This window comes from Shewanella sp. 0m-8 (assembly GCF_052977265.1).
Genome location: NZ_JBRIMB010000070.1, coordinates 1 through 19,833 on the forward strand (window position 1 = coordinate 1; position 19,833 = coordinate 19,833).

A 19,833-nucleotide genomic window follows, 5' to 3' on the forward strand; every position below is an offset into this window, starting at 1 on the left:
GGCCATTAAGACACTGCAAGGCTTAGTTCGGGATCCACAAGCATGCTATTAAATTCGTGGGGATCCCTCAGACTCTGCCCCCACTTTTCGCCCCCACTTTTCCTAGAAATACATTCTTTCACTCTGTTTTCTATGACAAAAATTCTTTTTTGCGCTTTAACCACACATTATTGTGCAATCAGTTCAAATATAATTCTCACTTTTGCGAGTTAATTATGAAAACAATAAATATTACTTGGAAAGCGGGTGAAGAGTTTCATGAAGGTACAGCAGGGCTGACAGCTTGGCATGATTTTCAAGGGTACGGTAGTGTTGAATTTCTCACCCGAGAAGATCTGGCTATTGCTGATAGCATGCAGCAATGGTTCATCGATAATGAAAAGCGTATTTATGCGCTTGTTTGTGATTATGTGAATGACAACTATCAAGAATTGCTTGAAGACTCTGAGTTTCTAGATGTGTTTGACGAAGATTCAGAATCTTACGAAACCTGTGTCGGCGAGGTGAACGAAGCCGATATGCAGGCAGGGGATATCTTTAAGTTAATGCAGCTGTCCGGATTTATTTTACATCACCCAGACAAAAATGCAGTTGGGATGATTTTTGAATGTGCTTGGGATGAAGAGCATGGCTTTGGTATTGTGATCCAAGGGGATAAAGTCATTTCCCAAGACGGTGCCCAAGTTGCGTATAGAGGGGTATAACGCTCTAAAAATGAAGCTGTTAATGATTTAGTGTGGTGACTATCTTTTTTGATATGGCGAGTTTGATATGGCTAGTTTGATAGAGCCGAGTACCGCACTTCGGAATTGAACTCAGATAAAAGCCAGTCAGTTTGCACTGACTGGCTTTATATTTAACTATTATTTTTAACTATTATGTTTAACTAGAAAAGTTATCGCGTTAAGCGCTTATTGCGGAGTCAAACCTAGCTGCTCTAGTACTAACTTAAAGTTCTCACGGCGCTCTTTCACGTTATGCACATCACCGGTTGAACAGGTTAAATCAGGGCAACCACGGTTAACGATACCAGAAACATCATCAATAAAGTCGGTGCCTTTCATACCACCTTCAACATACTTTTTCAGTTCGTTGTGGTAGTTCCAGCCACCGTATTGGCCGCTTTCGTCAGGGTATGCTTGTACCGAGGTAACCCAGTAGAACAGACCTGCAATCCACTTGATTTCTTTATTCTCTTCAGAGCTACAAATTAAGCCTGGGTTTGAACAGAAATCTAGCTCTGCATATAGCGGGTTCGCTGGTGGCGCTTCAACCACAACACCATCAATGGTTTTGCCAATATTTTCTGGGTCAACGTGTGAACGACCTAAGTAGTGGTTCAGCGTACCGAAGTTTTGGCGTCCTGTAGTTTGAATCACGCCACGGCCCCACCAACCACAACCTTCCACGTCTTCTTGGCTGCTACCATCCCAGATGAACTTACCTGCTTTTTGGTCAACGTAAGTTTTACATTCGTCACGTTCCCATACTTGCTTAGAGCCATCTACTGATGTTGGTACATCATTACAGTGTCCGCTGTTTGTCCAACGACCAACGTTACCGTTAACAAGCAAACCACGCTCTTCAAGTACTGCATTTGGTGCAGCGAAAACAGGAGCCGGAGCGCCGTACCATTTAGCATGAGTTAGTGCACTTACTTCCATCTTGTCATCACGGGGACAAGAGTAAGCGTGATCTAAACCAGAGTCAGGGTTAACGCCGTAATCTGCGTACTTCTGATCAAGTTGACCACAGCTCGCTGACATTGGGTAATCTGTGGCTGCACCGTATTTAATTTCAGCCCAGTTATTCTCATCACACGCATTGTAGCGAATCGTTTCTTGCATACTTTGTGCTAAGAAGGCTGCAATCGCCACTTTTGCATATTTGATGTTGGTTGCATCATCAATATTTTCATCGAGTAGCCAGAACTTGTTACCCGCTACACCAACGTTATGCATTGCATTTAAGCCCGTCATGAAGTCAGCCCACTTGTAAACGGTAGACGGAACCCATTGTGATTGAGGCGTTTCATATAGGAATGCAGTGTTGTTCATTGACTCTTCAGCATTTGCCAATTCGCGGTTTAACGCATCAATGATGGTTAACTTGCCATTTTCTGTTGATTTACCAACATAGTACAGTGGCATTTTAGCATCTTGGTAATGTGCAATTTTGCTGGTCAATTGTTCAGAATCTTTGTCAAACAAAATAGCAAATACGTTGCTGAATGCCGCTTTACGAATTTGCGGCTTGCTGGTGTTGTTACCCATAAAGTAACTAGCAGCTTGGTCTGTTGGAATATTTTTCAGCATTGCAGGTGTTTTAACAAAGTCAGTCACTTGCTTTACGTACTCTAGCGCATTGTGCCATTGCTCACTTGATAAGGCCTGCGTTGAGCTAGATTTAGTGAAAGCAACAAAGTCAGCTTTGTTTGCAGCGTCAGCTTGGTATAGCTCAAGCTTATCGAGTAGATCGGCTGTGAATACCGATGCTTCATCCCAAACCGACTGGCGACCAGAATGCGTATCAAAAGCGAAGTCACCAATACTTAAAGACCAGCCATAGGTTGCTTGTGGCGCTAGAGTGGCAATGATCAGCTGGTGAGCGTGAGCCCAACCTTTCAGGTCGTTGCTTAGTGCGTTGATTTCATCAAGATCAATACTATTGCCTGTGATATCCATCGCGTTGATTAGCGCAGCTTGAACCGCAATGCTGCTTGTCGCTAAAGCTTTATCTTGGGTGGCTTTATCAAGCACATCACTGCTGATGATAATCGATGCCGACTCTGTCTGTGCAGCCAGTTCCATGATTGACACGAAAGCCGCTGTTAACTTGTTAACATCAGCCAGTTCTGCACTGTTATTGGTTTCGATAGTCAATGTAACTGGAGCAGTAGTCGATGGGCTAGCAACCACCAAGGTATTTGGCCAGCCAGCCACTTCTAGACGAACAGGGTCCATCGGGTTTGGCAGTGAAAGCAGTGGTGCGGTGCCTGGCTCTGTGCCGTCACAATTTAAGTGAAGTGCCCATGAGCTGTCACTACCAGGAACTGTTTGTGTCCAGTAAATCGCTGAGTAGGCGATGTTGTTATGCACCATAATGTCGCCACCGGTAGCATGGTCAACACGCGTCCAGTCTGGGTAAACATTGAAATCAGCACATAGTCCACCTGGTGGTGTGACTGGCGGATCAATAACGTCTTCTTCAATAGTGATGTTTACACTTACATTTGAAGAAAGCCCTTCAGCATCAGTGGCGATAGCTTTTAGAGTGACGCCGCCCACTTGCGTTGGCTGCCAGTCACAGGTAAATGTTGCGGCTTGATCGGCATCAAAGCTACAAATTTGTGTGTTATTAGCTTTAACAACCAGTTTGGCTAAATCATCATCAGCATCAGTGGCATTAACAGCAATAGAGACGGTCTCTGTATCAATAAAGCTTGCACCATTGCTTGGTGTAATGAACTTCACCACTGGTGCGGTAAGTTCTTCAGCTTCTACAGTAATGCTCACACTCACTGTTGAAGTTAGGCCTTCTGCGTCGGTGGCAATTGCTTTAAGTGTTACCTTGCCTTCTTGAGTCGGCTGCCAGTTGCACGCATAGGTGGCTGCATTGGTGGCATTAAACGAACAAATTTGCGCGTTATTAGCTTTAATAACCAGCTTAGTTAAATCATCATCAACATCGGTGGCATTAACAGAAATAGACACTGTCTCAGTTTCATTAAAAATTGCACCATTGTTAGGGGCAATAAATCTCACTACTGGTGCGGTAAAGTCTTCTTCAGCATCCGCTTTTACGGTTACCACAACAGATTGTTGTTCGATTTTTTGGTTATTTTTATCGAATACAAATACCTTAACTATGGCGCTGCCTGCTTCAGTTGGTGTCCAGCTTTGCGAGTAAATCGTCTGGCTTGGGTTAATGGCTTTTTGAGATAGTTTTTGATTGTTAGCCCAAAATTCAACTTTTGTAGCTAGTTCACCATCAACTTTTGCTTGGATGCTTGTTGCTGCTTCCGCTTTTAATACCTGACCGGCTACTGGAGATAGAATTGATAATTCGGTTGGTTCCGGCTCACCAGGTTCACCTGAACACTCGGTTAACTGCCAAAACCACGAGTCTGCACTTGGGGTTTCCCATACACCTGGATTGTTTTTAGCAATAAAGCATTGGTTAGCATAAGAGACTATATCGCCATTGTTAACCTTGGTTTGCCCTGGGATAAAGGCAATGATGTCGCCCGGTTCTGGCTCTGGTTCAGGTTCAGGTTCAGGTTCTGGTTCTGGTTCAGGCTCGCCCGAACATACTGTGGTATCCCAAAACCATGAACCAGCATTTGGTGATTCCCAAACACCAGGGGTGTTTTTGGCAATAAAGCACTCGCCATTAAAAGCAACGGTATCGCCATTCTGAACTTTTGTTTCTCCCGGAACAAAAGTAATAACACCTGAGGTTAGCGTTGCGTCAGCGGCATACAGGTAGCCACTGAACATAACGCTGGTCAATGCGATAGTTATTTTATTTATTTTTATCAAGATTTAGCTCTTCTTTTATTCATTTATCTTTTACAGATAAATTCATCAGTAATTAAAAGTGTGCGTTATCGATGGCACTTAATTGTTAAAGTCCAAGAATAACCAGCACACTTTGGTATTGATTAGAGAGTTAGTGGCCTATAAGCGCCATGGTAACCACTAAGTTAGCTGTATGGGTCGCCATATGAATTGCTAATATAAGAAACTAATTCTCGGCGAAGATATCAGGTAGACAGCCGTAACACACTCAGTTTTTAATGGCTTAAAGCTCAATAGAATAAATAAGAGTCAGTTGGTATTGCTTATGTTAAGTTATTGACTTAAGTCGGAAAATTGACTTATTTTTTTGCGAGCGAATCTTGCATGTTATGACTAAACTTGAGGTGATGTGTTTACTCATGGCTGCATGAAAGGCTGCTGTTTATAAATTGCTTATTTAGCTTAACAAGTTTTATAAGCGGTATATTTAAACGTTTATTTTTAAAACGCTAATTTAATAAGTCATTAACTAGATAAGCAAATGAATCGCTCTGCGAGCAGGTTTTATACCTAGGACATTTCCTGCTCTATTGTCCAATCAGATACTTTGATTGGTTTTGCGTATATAGAAGGTTTTATTGCTTCAATGGCGTTAACAACTGACTGATGAAAAAACACCATGATTGACTCAAATGAGGGTTTAAATACGAGCCTATTTTCTAAAGGAGTAGAATTTAGCTCTTCAAAGTCAAAACCTACCTCATCATCAAGAATGTTAATGATGTTGTAGCAGTGAAGGTAAAGATAATCTTTATCTTGAATCTTAGCGGGAACAACAGAGTTCTTACTATAAATTCAGCTCCACGAAGGGCTTTGCATAATCCATATCAAACAGTAGCCTGGTACTAGCTGAAATATCAAATTTCGCCGCGATAGGTTTAAAGGTTTTCAGGCTTTTACATTCAAAACTCGCAGGAGTTGTTGTTGATATCGCTTGGTCTCTTAATATCCCCAGTCTGCGAGTATCGTTCATATTGACCACAAAACTGACTTTGGAGTAGTCATTTGAAAAAACGAAATACTCATCTTGAATCGACATGCTAGCTTTCTCTCAGCTTTATAAATTGATGACAACTACCTTGAAAAACACCCAAGCCTATCGTTATGGCTTAAGTCTGTTGGGCTGGCTGTAACTCTGCAGAGAATGTACTAACAAGACTTAATTGCTGATTTATATAGATAATATGCTTTTGCTCACCATTGAAGCTCATGGTTTGAATTTATTGATTCAGGCTGAGTTTGAGCTGCGCCTTTTCGGCACTGCTTAGCATTGGCTCGTAGGCGACCTGCATGTTAGTTGGGCAGGCAGATTCATTGTCTAAAACCTTGTCAAACACCTGAAAATGGCTAGAAGAGAGTGTTTGATATTGGCAAATTAGCAAGTTGTCATCAGTTTTTGAGCTGACTAGATTGGCGGTTACAGCCGTATTTGGTGAGGCGTGAACGCTGCCCATTGAGATAAATAAGGTTAGAGCGATAGTGGTTGCCGTTTTCACTGCTGTTGCTGACATATTTACAGCGGTTGCTAGCATTTTAGTTAATTGCTTCATCTGTCGCCTCTGCTTAATCTTGTTAACTTGATAATTAATATAGCAACAGAATGCTGTACGGAAACTTAACGATTTATAATGGGGCGCTCAATTTTTTATCTATTTTTTTACGTCAAAATAGCTGCTTGCATCTACATATTTCGCTGCTAAAAGAGTCTGCTTTTATGTCTGGGCCCTGTCATTACGTCCTGTGACTTATACCAATCAGTATAAAGATTTGGTCGTTCAGCGAGAGTTTAGCGGCATAGAGACAAGGTCATTAAATGCTCCTCGGTAACTGCTCTTGCGTTACTCTACCGCCTATATCCATATAGTCGTGCATTAATGACATTCACCACATCTGACCTCCAGGGATGGAGGAAATGTCTTATGTATGTCGGGAGCATACAAGACCATGTGCTATGCCTCGCGCTAGAGGCATAACAACTCGTTGATCAACGTGGCTCTACTCTTGCGGTATTACCGTCGACATTAATTTGTACAGCTTCACCTTGTTGGAAAATCAGATTTGGATTAACTTCTTGAACAATAGAAATAACGCGTCCATCATCCAAGCGAATCGTCAGATTTACGCCATTGCGCTCACCTGTTTTATCAGCGATTTCGCTACCAGCGTATCCACCAGCGACACTACCGCCAATTGCCGCAATATCCGATCCCGCTCCGCCGCCAATCTCGGAGCCTAGGATCCCTCCGATTGCTGCGCCAGCAATCATTGCTATAACGTTTGTTTTATCTGATTCAGCAATCGTCACCGGTTCTGCTTTGACTATCGTACCGTAATACACCTGCCCAATTGTTTGTGTTTCTGCTGCTCCGTAAGCGTCCCCATACGGGTTGGGGCTGGTGCATCCCGCTATAGTGGCAAGCGACATAGTGAGTAGAACTGCCAAGTTGATTTTTTTTGTCATGGGAACTCCAAAGCCTAGATGAGAGACAAAAGTATAGGATCGCCGCGACAGTTTTGCTGTGGAGATAGGGCCGAGTGCGCATTATTTGCACATAGTATTAATAATATAAGGGAAACTGTTACTTACGCCGCATTAAAGTTTCTAACTCCTTATGCTCAATCGCTATCTTTTGACTACGCTTGTATCAAATAACTAAAGGAGACATAGCTGTGTCTATTACTGAATATCTGTATTTGGGCATGATTGCGATTATAAGCGGTATAGCACAGGCGACAGTCGGTGGCGGCGGACTATTACAACTACCGGCATTATTTAATGCTATGCCAGGCGTCGCAATTCCAATTGTGATTGGTACCAACAAGCTAGCGATGCTGGCAAGTGGTGTTAATAATGTTAGGCGCTATGCATTTTCAATGGATTTACCTTGGCGGTTAATTGTCCCTGCCATCATTAGTGGCTGTATATTTGCCTTTATTGGCTCCTCCTTGCTAGATGATGTGTCAGAGTCTTGGTTTAAGCCTATTTTATTAGTGATTATGATTGCACTGGCTATCTATACCTTCCGCAATAAAGAGATGGGAGAGAAGGCTGTTGAACCATTGTTTCACCAGCACCAAAGGGGAGTGAGTGCGGTAATGGGCGCTATGCTTGGCTTCTATCAAGGCATGTTTGGTCCTGCAACGTTAACCTTTATTATACTCGGTAATATTCGTGCCTTTGGTATGGATTTTCTTCATGCCATGGCGTCATCTCAAGTGTTATCAACCCTGTTTAATGTCAGTGCGTTAGTTTGGTTTATCAGTCATGGATATTTTGATATTAAACTGGCGTTAATTATGATGCTTGGCACTCTTATTGGCTCGCAAATAGGTACACGCATAGCGTTGAAGGGGGGCAACAAAGTTATCAAAATTCTGTTTGTTATGATGTTACTGATTGAGATTGGCCGTTACTCTTGGGCTCTTTTTTAATGAGTTCAGTATGCTGGAGGCCTAGGGTTTAGGTTTTGTTCGATATGGATTTAGCTTTAGTGAATTAAGCCGGGCTGCCATGAACCGTCACATTGGCATAACTGATTGATAAGAGAGTTGATTGAGTTTTAATGAGGGCTCGTTATTTCAGGTGTTACACTTTTTATTGTAAGCATGGCAGTAAGAGTCTCTTACTACCATGTCAGCTTACGAGCATTACAATATTAATTAGTCTTTATGGCCTGTTTTATGGTGTTCTCGAGATGATTCTTTATGGTCATGTTTTTTTACTTTGTGGTGCTTATGTTCATCATGTTCATGACGATCATCATGGGTTTGCACTGAATGTTTATGGCCTGTAGGGTTTCCACCATGTTGAGTGTGCGGGTGGCTTTTTTCATGGTCTCGTGATGCATGATGATCTTTATTGTGCTTATGCTCATTCCCATCATCATATCTATGTTCCATACGCTCATGTTGTGCTTCGGCAGTATGCTGATGACCATGATTATGGGTTTTATGATCTTCTTTTTTTGTTTCACCGTGCTTGGATTTGTGACTCATTATTGAACCTCTGAACTGGGTAACTAACGATTGATGAGTCTAGGTTGCGCTTAAGCTAAAAGCAAAGTTGTGATCTATGTCAATCTTTGTCAAAGGCTGAAATTAATTAAAAATCATCAATAGTTCATCTTTCAAATACACACTGTCATCATCTGTGTTTGCTGTGGATTAAAGCAGGTATTTTTGTACTTATATTGCTTATAGGCTTCTATGATTAGGCTCGATTAATTCGAAACACGTTTTATTACTCTCAGCTTATGGTTAAAACATTAACCCAGAAGATGTTTTATTGAGAAATAAGTATGTTGGTATACAAAAGTGCAGCATCTAAGTGTTGCTATACTTTTCTAACACTCAGCACCTTAGAGAAATTAAACATGGCTATTACCAAGCTTGATGACGACACAGCGCTTATTGTAATTGACTTGCAGTATGGCATTGTTGCCCTACCCGATCCTATAGATGTACAGCGTGTCATTGAAAACACTAACCACTTGATTGAAGCTTTTCACCGCCGTCATTGGCCTGTTGTGCTGGTTAATGTTTCTGGCCGTCCCTCGGGGCGTACAGACCAAGCTGTGAGTTCTGGCAATACTGCTGATAACTGGTCGACATTAATAGCTGACCTGATCCGTCATGAAGAGGAGATATTGTTCACGAAAAGAAGCTGGGGAGCCTTTAGTCATACCAAGCTGGATGCAACCCTGCAAGGGTTAGGGGTTACACAAGTTGTTATTGTTGGTATAGCGACCAGTATGGGAGTTGAGTCTACCGCGATGCAGGCTTTTGAGCTTGGTTACAACGTAACACTCGGCATCGATGCTGTAACTGATGTGGTAGCAGATAACCATACACATGCTATTAGAATGTCGCTTCCTAAGCTGGCGGAAACAGGGACAACTGAGGATATTTTGCATAAAATTACGCTGTAGTGGCTTATCTAAAGCCATTATAGGAACGGCGTATCTGAGGCATGCTTGTGGCACCTCTTTGGCATTTATGTGATTTGTCTTTGGCACCTCTTTGTGTGTGCGTGGCAGTCATTTATTTGAGCGTGATGTATGCGAGTGCTGAACTTGACGAGTATTATGCCTAGTGCATTTTGCTGATGATAAAACAGTACTTATTTTGCTGATGATAAAGCAGTACTTACCTTGCTGATGATAAAGCAGTGTAGTCTGATGAAGATAAAGGCAGAGTCGACTTTTTGTCAGTTTACTCTGCCTTTATATTACTGCTGCATCCAATCGACGTTAACGCCGGCTTGGTCAAACATATCTTGGCTTATTTGAATCTTTTCAGCCCAGCGTGACAGGAAATCTTCGCTTGGTTTTGGACTGTGTACTGTGCTTAATCCAGTTTGGATTATCTTTGCCGCGCAATTAGGGCAGGGGAAGTGAGTCACCCATATTTCGCAGCCGCTGAGATCACGCTTAGCATAGAGAATGGCATTCTCTTCTGCATGGAGGGTTTTTAGCAGCTTCATCTCTCGGTTGTCAGTTTCGGCACTATCGGAGATCCCATGTGGGTAACCGTTGAAACCTAAGGAGACAATTCGGTTATCCTCGGTGATCACCGCACCTACTTGAGTGGAGGGATCTTTACTCCAAGATGCTACAAGCTCGGCCATCTGCAAAAAACGTGTCGCCCATTTTGTCATCATTTAACCGATACTCCTTATGTGTGCTATTGAATAACCAACTCAAACTAGGTGTTATTCTCTATGGTGAACAGTGATAAATCAACCTATAGCCAATGAATAGACAATGAATAGACAATGAATAAGTAAAGTGTCTGCTGTTTCTGGCAGCGATATCTGAGCTTATACATCAAGTGGTTATATTTGATCCTCTGCCTATAATGAAAGTGCCACTTCATTTATTGACTTGAGTATTGTTATGCTGAGTTGTAAACTTTTGGCCTAGACTTTTCCTGCCGCTTAAGTCAAAACACCTTAATTAGGTTTGATTAACTATATGGTCATTAAGAAAGATGAAAACAATAGTTTAGATGAAACCGATGTTTGCCATGAGTGTGATCTTACCGTGTTGATCCCCAGATTAGCCGAAAACCAAAAAGCACTTTGCCCACGTTGTGGTTATCTTTTAACCGCTAAACGTACAAACTCCTTAGAGCGTGTGTTTGCATTTGCCATTTCTGCTTTAATTTTTTTATTACTATCATTTCCATTTGGGTTTATTTCATTTGAATATAATGGCCTGGGGGACAGCATTAAGCTCCTGGACAGTGTGAGTATTCTTGTTGAAAATGGTTATGCATGGCTTGCCATTATCGAAGTTATTAGCGTGTTTGTTATTCCTAGTTTTATTTTGATGTCTCTTAGCTATTTAATCTTTTTTCTCAGGCAAGGTCGCTACCCTGCTCACGGGCTTATGCTCACAAGAGTTATATTCAAATTGATCCCCTGGAATATGGTTGAAATATTTTTAATCGGCACCTTAGTGAGTTTTGTCAAAATCATTTCGATAGCAGAAATTGGCTTGGGCACGTCCTATTTTGCATTCATCTTATTTTCACTTTCAATGACAGCGGCATTATTACACTTAGATAAAAGAGTATTTTATCAAGCGATAGCCACGAGCCTAACAGCAAAAGAGCTGCTGCAAGTAGCAGAGTCTGCTGCAGCTAAGTCTGTTAAAGCTGAGTCAGTTAAAGCTAAGCGAATAGAATTAAAGCTGGTGGAGTCAGAGTTAGTGGGATCAGAGTTAGTGGGGGCAAAATTAGACGCGCCAGAGACTGAGAGACAAGTAAAAGGTGGTCGCGATAAACAGCAAGCTAACAGCCTATCAATCCAAAAAACCTGGGCATTTATTATTACTTCAATTTTGCTGTATATTCCAGCTAACTTATTGCCAATCATGAACACTGAGTTTTTAGGTCAAAGTGAGCCTAATACCATAATTGGTGGTGTGTTATTACTTTGGCAAGATAAGTCATATCCTATTGCTATCGTAGTGTTTATTGCTAGCATCATGGTGCCCATCACCAAAATTGTCATCCTTATCTGGTTAAATTACAGCGTACAGACTCATTCTGGTCGATTAGAGCATCAACGCATATTTTTATATCGCGCTGCAGAGTTTATTGGTCGCTGGTCTATGATGGATATATTTGTGGTGATTACACTAACCAGTTTGGTTCAGCTTGGTAATACTATAAGCATTATTCCTGGGCCCGCTAGCCTAGCTTTCTCTGCTGTCGTGATCATGACGATGTTGGCTGCAATGAGCTTTGAGCCGAAATTAATTTATAACGAGTATCAACATTTATGAAATCACAACAGCCCCTTGATGCAGAGATTAAAAGCGTGAAAACAATCTCTAAGGTTTGGTTTGTACCTATAGTCGCGCTGTTGATTGGTGGCTGGATGGTGTATTACCACCTCAGTAATCAAGGCCCCGCGGTGACCATTATTTTTAACTCTGCCGAGGGGATGGAGGCCGGGAAAACAAAAATAAAATCCAGATCGGTCACTATTGGTGAAGTTGAAACCATTAAGCTCAATGAGCAAGATGATGGCGTTATTGTGACAGTAAGAATGTCAAACGATACTGAAAAAATGCTGGTGAAAGACAGCAAGTTTTGGGTGGTGAGCCCTCAAATTGCCCTGTCAGGAGTTACGGGCTTGGATACATTAATATCCGGTGTGTATATTGAGCTTTCGCCGGGCTTATCTGAGCAACGTAGCAGTGAATTTACCGCGCTTAACTCTCCCCCGATAACCCCCAAGGGAACGCCTGGCTTACATGTCACCTTAAACAGTGATAAGCAATTTGCTTATTCCCAGGGCGACCCGATTATTTATAAAGGCTTAACCGTCGGTAAAATTGAAGAGGTGCACTTTAATATTAAAGATCGCGCCATCTATTACAATGCGTTTATTCATGCGCCATATCATGAGCTACTCACAAGTAACACCCGATTTTGGGATGCCAGCGGTTTAGTTGTCGACCTCAATGCCGAGGGGATTTCACTTAAAACGGGCAGTATTCAAACCATATTAACGAATGGGGTGACCTTTGGCATACCAAAGGGAATGCCATTAGGCGCTAAAATTACCGAACTCGATTCCTTTGAAGTTTATTCCGATTATCAAGGGGCGAGTAATGCGCGCTATAAATACTCATTAGAATATGTGATGTTAGTGAGTGATACGATTCGAGGTTTAAGTGTCGGTGCACCAGTGGAGTATCGTGGCGTGACTGTCGGCGAGGTGTCTTCGGTTGAGTTAATCACGACAGATCCAAGCGCTTTGTACAGTGATAATGTTCGAATTCCGGTACTCCTCAGTATTCAGCCGGGGCGAATAGGCTTACCTGATAATGAGCAAGGCGTTGCCTTGATGAAGCAGCATAATACGCTCTGGATCCAAGAGGGGTTAAGGGCCAGCTTGAAAACAGGCAGTTTACTAACAGGAAGCATGTTTGTTGAATTGCAGCATTTTGATTTACCACGAATCGAGAAGCTTGAAAGTTATAAGAAGTATTCTGTGATCCCAACGGTTAAAGATCAGTATTCACAACTAATTGATAAGGTTGAGCTGTTTGTCGATAATCTCAATGGATTACCGTTAGATGACATGACAAGTAATGCTAATGTCACATTAGTTAATGCTGCTAGTCTGCTTAGCGAGTTACAGCATACGAGCCAAAACCTAAATAAGCTCTTGGCCAGTGCTGAGCAGCAAGGTTTAGTTAAGCAGTTAAGAGTTGCATTAGAGAGTTTTGCTACGCTGAGTCAGGATTTCTCTTCAGGATCTCAAGGCTATGGGCAGTTACAGGAAGCGATGAAGAGTATTTCAGATGTGATGTATGAGCTTAAGCCTTTACTCGAGCAGCTAAAGCATAAGCCAAATGGGCTCATATTTGATTCTGGCAGCCAAGACGAAGAGCCAAAAAAATATTCAGAGGTTAACCAATGAGACTCATTTTAATCAGTTTAATCGGCGCAGTCTTGTTTCTTACTGGCTGCAGTTCAGCGTCAAACACTAGCAGTTATTACCTATTAAATAGCTACACGTCAGCTGGCGTTGCGGCACCTGACTTAAGCAAGCGCGGTGAGCTAAGTGAAAAAGCCAACGTTGAGCTTACGGTGCAGTTGGCTGAGTACTTAAACTCTCCTTATATTGTGATGCAAATTAATCAGCACAAACTAAACTATGCCAGTTTTCATATGTGGGCCGAACCATTAGCCGATGAAACCTTAAAAGCGTTGCAGCTTGATTTAAATGCTTTAAGCAACACGCTCAAATTTGTCAGCACAGCAAAAGTGAGCGAGACCAATAAGCAAGCCCATCTATCAATCCAAATCGATTATTTTTACGTGACAGCACAATCTAAGGTGGTGTTGTCTGGGCGCTATCAATATAACAACAGTTCTGAAATGGGAACTGAATCAAAGGGGGCTCAAAGTATTGAGCAAGCTTTCACCTTTGAGGAGCCATTAGAAGCAGACGGGTACTCGCAATCAGTAACCCAGATGAGAAGCTTGCTGTTAACACTCGCTAAGCAAATCACGGCTAATATCACATACTAAATATCACATATTAGCCATTATGAGGGCTGTGCTTGAGAGGCCTGCCAATGTTACTCACTAATGTTTTTACCATAGTTCCTAATATGAGTTTCTCAGATTAGTTTCTAGCTAATGATTCTAGTTAATGTTTCTAGCATAGGTTCTTGCATAGTTTCTAGCACCTAAAAGCTCGGCTTTAGCCGAGCTTTATCATGTGCAGTTAATACACAAACCTTAAAACAGATGGCTGTTGAGCAGAAGGTGGCACACAATACCTGCCGCATACCCTAATGCAATAACTGGCATCCATTTTAAGTGACCAAAGAATGTATATTTTCCATGTGCAGCCCCCATCAGCGCGACACCTGCCGCTGAACCGATAGAGAGCATACTGCCACCAATACCGGCAGTGAGTGTTACCAGTAACCAATTTCCTAAGCTCAGCTCGGGCTGCATCGTCAGTACTGCAAACATCACCGGAATATTATCAACAATAGCCGATAGCACTCCGACCATAATATTAGCCCAGACAGGGTCCCACTGGTTATACATCACATCAGACACTACACCTAGATAGCCTAATAAGCTAAGGCCTCCTACGCACATAACGACCCCGTAGAAAAACAGTAAGGTGTCCCACTCGGCATGAGAGACGCGTTTAAATACATCAAATGGTACAACAGATCCTAATCGTTTCAGGGCTGCCTCATCATGATTAGCAATGGCATTGGCTTTCTTTTTCTCTAGTGAGCGTGGCAGAGTTTTGCGTAGAAAAAAACCAAAAAACTGTAAGTAGCCTAATCCCATCATCATGCCAATAACGGGGGGGAAATGTACCAAGGCATGAAAACTGACGGCTGTGGCGATGGTGAGAATAAATAGTGCCACAATGCGCTTTGCGCCTCGTTTAAGCTCAACATGTTCATTGGGTAAGTTAGGTTTGGTTAGCGGTACAAAAAAAGACATGATTGTGGCTGGCACGAGGTAGCTCACCAGAGAAGGAATAAACAAATCGGTAAACTGCATAAAATTGACTAGGCCAGCTTGCCAGACCATCAAGGTGGTGATATCACCAAATGGACTGAATGCACCGCCAGCATTTGCGGCGATGACGATATTGATACAGGCAATATTAATAAATTTAATGTTACTGCCACCGACCTTCATGACAACGGCACACATTAATAATGCTGTGGTCAGGTTATCGGCTATTGGCGAGATAACAAAGGATAGTAATCCGGTTAACCAAAACAAAGTTCTGAAATTAAAGCCCTTGCTGACCATCCATGCTTGCAGACCATCAAATAAGCGCCTTTCTTCCATGGCGCTGATATAGGTCATGGCGACTAACAAAAACAGCAATAACTCAGAGTATTCGAGTAAGTTATGTTCTAAAGCCTGCTTGGCAACCTCTGTTTGTCCCTGCTGTTGATAGGCAAATCCTATCATCAGCCAAATTAACCCAGCAGCTAATAGTACGGGTTTAGACTTGCGCAGTTGTAGGTATTCCTCTGCCATCACTAAACAATAAGCCAGAGCAAATATCACTAACGAGGCGTAACCGATACTAGAATGGGTGAGATCTAACCCTGTTTCACTGGCTAAGGCGGGGGCGGCAAGCCCCATAGTGATAATGGCTAAGATTAACTGAATGGGTTTCATATTACTTCTCGGTTCCTTGAGAGATTAATTATTTTTCGATTTTGTATCGATGCAATTATTGGCTGCATCGATGATGGGTGTTTTATTAAGTGCTGCATAAGTGCGGCGAAAGTATTGTTTCAATACCTACTGCTCAAATTACACTGGTGCTAATAGCACAGGTTTAAATGGCACTGGTTCAAATAGTGATGGTTATTTTTTAAACTATTTTACAGTGGGTTAAGTAAGTAATACAAGTCTAACGCTCGGTGTTTTTCAAGATAGATGGCAGCGTTTTAGATTGCAGATTATTGATGATTAGGCATGTTGTTACTCGTGATTTTGATATTGACTATCGCTTATCTTCTTGTTATTAAAGCCGTTATCAATATTTTTTGTAAACGATAAACTTCGGGGAGGGTAATGGATGCTAGGTGAAACGGTCATTCGTTTTAATGGGGTAGCGACTAAAGTATACCTATCTGTTATAAGAATACTTACTAGCTAAAGCATACCTGTCTACTTAAGAATGCTTACCAGCTAAAGCATATCTACTTAATCATATCTATCTACTTAAGCGTACCTACCAAGTGTAGCCGTAACTGATACCGATTAAGTCTGCACCATCATTGGCGCTCGCAAGCTCTGCATTCGAATAATGGCTATAAGATAAGCCTATTCTATGATGCTTATTCACAATTAGTCCTAATCCGAGCTTATCCTCAAATAGCCAGTTGGAGCCTAAATCACGGTCTAGATATAGGGTGTTATTGACGTAAGCGACACCGATCCCTAGCTCTAGGTAGAGGCTCATTGGTTTAAAGTGCCATTGATACTGAAAAATGGGATTAAGGCTAAAAACATGATTGCTCTCATGCTTGCTCTTAGGGGAATTGTCCTCCCAGCGCTGTACTGATAACTCAAGCCTTAACCCAATACCGTAGTTATCTAAGAAGGTATCGGTTGTGTCTATACCTTGTAAGTAGGATAAGCGCCAGCTTGCCCCTGAATCGTAGCGCTCATTTTTTGCCGGAATATAGCCATAGGAAAACTCGAGCCCAGAGCTTGCAGCGCAAGTGAATGGAAGTGTTGATAACAGTAATGTCGCCATTGCTTTCAACTTGAACCCTGCGAGTTTCACCATGTCTTTGACTATCATTGGTTGGTAATAATAAAGGTTAGTTTGTTTTGCTGAGTATGGGAGGCGGGGAATGATTTATTATGTGAATCGCCCCTATTTGTGTAACTAAATTCAATCTACTTATCAGCTGCTACACTGTACACAGAGCATAAAATGACAAAACAAACAGACGATAAAGAGAATGATAATGCTACGAATTGTATTCATATTGGGCCTGTTACTTTTTTCCTTCGATACTAAGGCGCAAGGTAACAACAGCTTTAGTAGTGAGGTGAGCCATTTTGCCGGAGGCATGGTCGCGGCAGGAGCAATGGTGGTTGTAAGCGATTATTACTGGCCTGAACAGAATCGTGCCTGGGTGGGGTTTACCGTTAGTGCTGTCGCTGGCGGCTTGGCGGAACTGTACCAATACAGCCGTGATGAAAATACGGCTGAAAATGCATTGTTAGACGCTGCATCCCATGCCCTTGGCTCTGCCGTCGGTGCATATATAACTGATCAGTATATTTTGTCACCGGTTATTAGAGTCGATGAAGGTAAAGGTACTTTTGTGGGGCTAAGAGCTTCATTTGTCTTTTAATCTTTTAATACTTGAATCTCGTGGAGGTATTGTGACTTTAAGAAGGAGCTTGAGTGATAAAAGGTTAGAACAATATCTCTATTCGTTCTATAGGTAACGGGATGTTATATGAAACTTGCTTTCAGTAAATTATTCCGTTCCGGCATATCCTACGCATTTTTTAGCTTTGCTCTGGCCCTGTATTTTTCATTAGTTATTAATATCCCTATATATGCTGAATTATATAAAGTATTAAATCAAATTGATGGTGTTAAATTCGGTTTTGTTGTTTCATTGCCGGTATTTTTTTGCTCAGTGTTAGTGTTTGTTTTTAACTTACTGAGTTGGCCAATTGTAGCCAAACCCTTCTTTATTATCTTATTAATACTTTCCAGTATGGTGAGTTACGCCGGTTATAATTATGGCGCGCTATTTGACTACAATATGATAGTTAATATAGCGGAAACAGATACCAGTGAGGCAGGGTCTTACTTTAGCGCTTACTCAACGCTTTGGGTATTTTTGATGGGGATCATACCTGCACTGATTGTGTTCATGGTGCCTGTAGGAATAAAGCAAAGCCCAGCGAAAATGCTAATGATGAAAGTAACCTCTATGCTGCTGTCATTAATGGTTATCGCGGTTATTGCAGCACTTTACTACCAAGACTACTCATCTGTTGGGCGTAACAATCGCTATCTGAAAAAGTTAGTGATCCCGACGCAGTTTGTTTACAGTTCAGTTGGATATATTAAAGACACTTATTTTTCTGAGCCTATCGTGTATCGCCAAATTGGCTTAGATGCCAAGCAGGCAGATTCAGCGCTTATCATGGCCGAAACCAAACCGACATTAACGGTGCTGGTTATCGGTGAAACAGCCCGTTCGCAAAATATTGAACTTAACGGTTACCCGCGAAAAACGAATGAATATACCCGTGGGCTTGATATCATTTCATTCCAAAACGTAAGTTCATGTGGCACAGCAACAGCGGTTTCTGTTCCCTGTATGTTTTCTAATATGACTCGAAAAGAGTTCAATCGCAGTATTGCTGATAACCAAGATAATTTGTTAGATGTGTTAAAGCGTGCCGGTATTTCATTATTGTGGAAGGAAAATGATGGCGGTGATAAAAACGTTGCAGCCCGTATTGATAAGGTCACCATAGAACGTGCCGAAATTAACGAGTTTTGCGATGGGACCACATGTTTCGACATGGCCTTATTAGATACATTTGAGCAAGATATAAGCTCTCTTAATGGTAATCGAATGATTGTGCTTCATCTTATAGGAAGCCATGGGCCAACCTATTACAAACGTTACCCTGAACAGATGAAAACGTTTGCCCCTGATTGCCCCAGAAGCGATATTGAAAACTGCTCCATAGAAGAAATTGTTAACACATACGACAATACTATTTTGTACACAGACTATGTGCTCAGTAATACGATTGCCACGTTAATAAAGCTAGAAAAAAATTATAATACAGCACTTATTTACATATCAGATCACGGAGAGTCCCTTGGTGAGAATGGCATGTTTTTACATGGTATGCCGTATCGTTTTGCCCCTGACTATCAAACTCAAGTGCCTCTTATGCTGTGGATGTCACCTGGCTTTAAAGAGTCAAAAAATATTAATGCAGCCTGTTTAGAAAAAGCGGCTAAGAGTCATCCATATTCACACGATAACCTTTTCCATTCGGTGCTAGGCATGATGGAGGTAGAAACCCGTGAGTACCAAAGCAGTTTAGATATATTTAGTCAGTGTAAACAGTAGGTCAGCTTTTGTCTTTGCAAGTTAGGTGAGCGTTAGAGACGTTGTAGTGCGAGAGAGCGAAGCGATAAGCTTTCTTGAATATGAGTGAGAGTCCACTAACATTTATTGCAACCGCTATTGAGCGTTAGGCCTGTATTGCCTACAATAGCGCACTTTTTATTTACTGCAATTTTATTACTACAGGCCAGGATTATGACTGACACTACATCGCAACCGACTTTACCTGATCGTCTTTCTGTTAACCCACGTAGCCCGCATCATGTGGAAGCTATTTTTGAGCACGATATCGGTATCAAGGTTAACGGTAAAGAGCGTTTTGATGTTGAAGAATACTGCATCAGCGAAGGCTGGGTAAAAGTTCCATCACACAAGGCCTTAGATCGTCGCGGTCAACCGCTGATGGTTACCGTTAAGGGTGAGGTTGAAGCGTTTTATAAATAAACGCAATCAACTGCCCATCATATTGGACTGAGATGTTGAGCTAAAATGTTGAGCCTTGTCTTTAATTAAAACATTAGTTTACTGAGAGGGTGTAACAGATTCTGTGTAACTGCAGTTTTAGTTAATATGTTTCACAAGTCTGTCTTCAAACTCAATAATAA

Annotated in this window: 17 protein-coding genes; 9 read left to right on the forward strand and 8 right to left on the reverse strand. The window is 41.8% G+C overall.

The features are described from left to right. Nucleotides 1–215 precede the first annotated feature (215 nt). Entirely contained in the window at nt 216–704 is a 489-nt protein-coding gene (locus ACVBIO_RS20520; RefSeq protein ID WP_447173324.1) for a DUF6985 domain-containing protein, read from the forward strand. A 207-nt stretch (nt 705–911) separates the two neighbouring features. Here the strand turns inward: ACVBIO_RS20520 and ACVBIO_RS20525 are convergent, their stop codons facing one another. The 4 genes from ACVBIO_RS20525 to ACVBIO_RS20540 form a co-directional block, all read right to left on the reverse strand. Then, nucleotides 912–4,541: an Ig-like domain-containing protein gene (locus ACVBIO_RS20525; protein ID WP_447173325.1), complete on the reverse strand. Its 3,630-nt coding sequence runs from the start codon at nt 4,539–4,541 to the stop codon at nt 912–914. 826 nt (nt 4,542–5,367) lie between these two features. Then, entirely contained in the window at nt 5,368–5,619 is a 252-nt protein-coding gene (locus tag ACVBIO_RS20530; protein ID WP_447173326.1) for a hypothetical protein, read from the reverse strand. 181 nt (nt 5,620–5,800) lie between these two features. Then, nucleotides 5,801–6,130 carry a hypothetical protein gene (locus tag ACVBIO_RS20535; protein ID WP_447160666.1) on the reverse strand — a complete coding sequence of 110 codons (330 nt, stop codon included), beginning with the start codon at nt 6,128–6,130 and terminating at the stop codon, nt 5,801–5,803. Between the two features lie 434 nt (nt 6,131–6,564). Next, nucleotides 6,565–7,041, reverse strand: coding sequence for a glycine zipper 2TM domain-containing protein (locus tag ACVBIO_RS20540; RefSeq protein WP_447173327.1), 477 nt, complete (start codon nt 7,039–7,041; stop codon nt 6,565–6,567). Between the two features lie 209 nt (nt 7,042–7,250). Between ACVBIO_RS20540 and ACVBIO_RS20545 the strand changes: the two genes are divergently transcribed. Beyond that, nucleotides 7,251–8,012 (forward strand): sulfite exporter TauE/SafE family protein, encoded by a 762-nt coding sequence (locus ACVBIO_RS20545; protein ID WP_447160668.1) that lies wholly within the window; start codon nt 7,251–7,253, stop codon nt 8,010–8,012. Between the two features lie 228 nt (nt 8,013–8,240). Here ACVBIO_RS20545 and ACVBIO_RS20550 read toward each other — a convergent pair whose 3' ends face one another. Further along, a complete protein-coding gene (locus ACVBIO_RS20550; protein ID WP_447162901.1) occupies nt 8,241–8,576 on the reverse strand; it encodes a cation diffusion facilitator family transporter in 336 nt (111 codons plus the stop codon). Between the two features lie 377 nt (nt 8,577–8,953). Here ACVBIO_RS20550 and ACVBIO_RS20555 point away from each other — a divergent pair, with 377 nt between their 5' ends. Further along, nucleotides 8,954–9,508 (forward strand): cysteine hydrolase family protein, encoded by a 555-nt coding sequence (locus tag ACVBIO_RS20555; RefSeq protein ID WP_447170105.1) that lies wholly within the window; start codon nt 8,954–8,956, stop codon nt 9,506–9,508. A gap of 299 nt (nt 9,509–9,807) precedes the next feature. On the opposite strand, the gene ACVBIO_RS20560 is transcribed toward ACVBIO_RS20555, so the two are convergent. Next, entirely contained in the window at nt 9,808–10,239 is a 432-nt protein-coding gene (locus ACVBIO_RS20560) for a dCMP deaminase family protein (protein ID WP_439268041.1), read from the reverse strand. A gap of 313 nt (nt 10,240–10,552) precedes the next feature. Between ACVBIO_RS20560 and ACVBIO_RS20565 the strand changes: the two genes are divergently transcribed. Genes ACVBIO_RS20565 through ACVBIO_RS20575 form a run of 3 tightly spaced genes read left to right on the forward strand, consistent with a single transcriptional unit; the run spans nt 10,553 to nt 14,132 of the window. Beyond that, nucleotides 10,553–11,869 (forward strand): PqiA/YebS family transporter subunit, encoded by a 1,317-nt coding sequence (locus tag ACVBIO_RS20565; protein WP_447170106.1) that lies wholly within the window; start codon nt 10,553–10,555, stop codon nt 11,867–11,869. Continuing rightward, nucleotides 11,866–13,518 carry an intermembrane transport protein PqiB gene (gene pqiB / locus ACVBIO_RS20570; RefSeq protein ID WP_447173328.1) on the forward strand — a complete coding sequence of 551 codons (1,653 nt, stop codon included), beginning with the start codon at nt 11,866–11,868 and terminating at the stop codon, nt 13,516–13,518. The genes ACVBIO_RS20565 and pqiB overlap by 4 nt, the downstream gene beginning before the upstream one ends. Further along, nucleotides 13,515–14,132 carry a PqiC family protein gene (locus tag ACVBIO_RS20575; RefSeq protein ID WP_447170107.1) on the forward strand — a complete coding sequence of 206 codons (618 nt, stop codon included), beginning with the start codon at nt 13,515–13,517 and terminating at the stop codon, nt 14,130–14,132. Before pqiB ends, ACVBIO_RS20575 begins: the two co-directional genes overlap by 4 nt. A 213-nt stretch (nt 14,133–14,345) precedes the next feature. On the opposite strand, the gene nhaD is transcribed toward ACVBIO_RS20575, so the two are convergent. Both nhaD and ACVBIO_RS20585 read right to left on the reverse strand, forming a co-directional pair. Beyond that, the gene (gene nhaD / locus ACVBIO_RS20580) at nt 14,346–15,773 is read right to left on the reverse strand and encodes a sodium:proton antiporter NhaD (protein ID WP_447160674.1); all 1,428 of its coding nucleotides are present in this window, start codon (nt 15,771–15,773) and stop codon (nt 14,346–14,348) included. Nucleotides 15,774–16,335: 562 nt separating this feature from the next. Further along, nucleotides 16,336–16,896 (reverse strand): acyloxyacyl hydrolase, encoded by a 561-nt coding sequence (locus tag ACVBIO_RS20585; protein WP_447173329.1) that lies wholly within the window; start codon nt 16,894–16,896, stop codon nt 16,336–16,338. Nucleotides 16,897–17,080: 184 nt separating this feature from the next. Between ACVBIO_RS20585 and ACVBIO_RS20590 the strand changes: the two genes are divergently transcribed. The 3 genes from ACVBIO_RS20590 to ACVBIO_RS20600 all read left to right on the forward strand — a co-directional run bounded on the left by ACVBIO_RS20590 (nt 17,081) and on the right by ACVBIO_RS20600 (nt 19,672). Next, nucleotides 17,081–17,473, forward strand: a complete 393-nt coding sequence (locus ACVBIO_RS20590; RefSeq protein ID WP_447160676.1) for a hypothetical protein — start codon at nt 17,081–17,083, stop codon at nt 17,471–17,473. 108 nt (nt 17,474–17,581) lie between these two features. Beyond that, on the forward strand, nt 17,582–19,231 hold the full coding sequence (locus tag ACVBIO_RS20595; protein ID WP_447160677.1) for a phosphoethanolamine transferase: 1,650 nt from the start codon (nt 17,582–17,584) through the stop codon (nt 19,229–19,231). 192 nt (nt 19,232–19,423) lie between these two features. Continuing rightward, a complete protein-coding gene (locus tag ACVBIO_RS20600; protein WP_447160678.1) occupies nt 19,424–19,672 on the forward strand; it encodes a DUF3297 family protein in 249 nt (82 codons plus the stop codon). The last annotated feature ends 161 nt before the right edge of the window (nt 19,673–19,833 follow it).

Bases quoted from the DNA above. Each gene is read 5' to 3' on its own strand.
- ACVBIO_RS20590 (WP_447160676.1), top strand. From the start codon at position 17,081: ATGCTACGAATTGTATTCATATTGGGCCTGTTACTTTTTTCCTTCGAT.
- ACVBIO_RS20565 (WP_447170106.1), top strand. From the start codon at position 10,553: ATGGTCATTAAGAAAGATGAAAACAATAGTTTAGATGAAACCGATGTT.
- ACVBIO_RS20555 (WP_447170105.1), top strand. From the start codon at position 8,954: ATGGCTATTACCAAGCTTGATGACGACACAGCGCTTATTGTAATTGAC.
- pqiB (WP_447173328.1), top strand. From the start codon at position 11,866: ATGAAATCACAACAGCCCCTTGATGCAGAGATTAAAAGCGTGAAAACA.
- ACVBIO_RS20535 (WP_447160666.1), bottom strand. From the start codon at position 6,130: ATGAAGCAATTAACTAAAATGCTAGCAACCGCTGTAAATATGTCAGCA.
- ACVBIO_RS20520 (WP_447173324.1), top strand. From the start codon at position 216: ATGAAAACAATAAATATTACTTGGAAAGCGGGTGAAGAGTTTCATGAA.
- ACVBIO_RS20585 (WP_447173329.1), bottom strand. From the start codon at position 16,896: ATGGTGAAACTCGCAGGGTTCAAGTTGAAAGCAATGGCGACATTACTG.
- nhaD (WP_447160674.1), bottom strand. From the start codon at position 15,773: ATGAAACCCATTCAGTTAATCTTAGCCATTATCACTATGGGGCTTGCC.
- ACVBIO_RS20540 (WP_447173327.1), bottom strand. From the start codon at position 7,041: ATGACAAAAAAAATCAACTTGGCAGTTCTACTCACTATGTCGCTTGCC.
- ACVBIO_RS20530 (WP_447173326.1), bottom strand. From the start codon at position 5,619: ATGTCGATTCAAGATGAGTATTTCGTTTTTTCAAATGACTACTCCAAA.
- ACVBIO_RS20595 (WP_447160677.1), top strand. From the start codon at position 17,582: ATGAAACTTGCTTTCAGTAAATTATTCCGTTCCGGCATATCCTACGCA.
- ACVBIO_RS20560 (WP_439268041.1), bottom strand. From the start codon at position 10,239: ATGATGACAAAATGGGCGACACGTTTTTTGCAGATGGCCGAGCTTGTA.
- ACVBIO_RS20550 (WP_447162901.1), bottom strand. From the start codon at position 8,576: ATGAGTCACAAATCCAAGCACGGTGAAACAAAAAAAGAAGATCATAAA.
- ACVBIO_RS20575 (WP_447170107.1), top strand. From the start codon at position 13,515: ATGAGACTCATTTTAATCAGTTTAATCGGCGCAGTCTTGTTTCTTACT.
- ACVBIO_RS20600 (WP_447160678.1), top strand. From the start codon at position 19,424: ATGACTGACACTACATCGCAACCGACTTTACCTGATCGTCTTTCTGTT.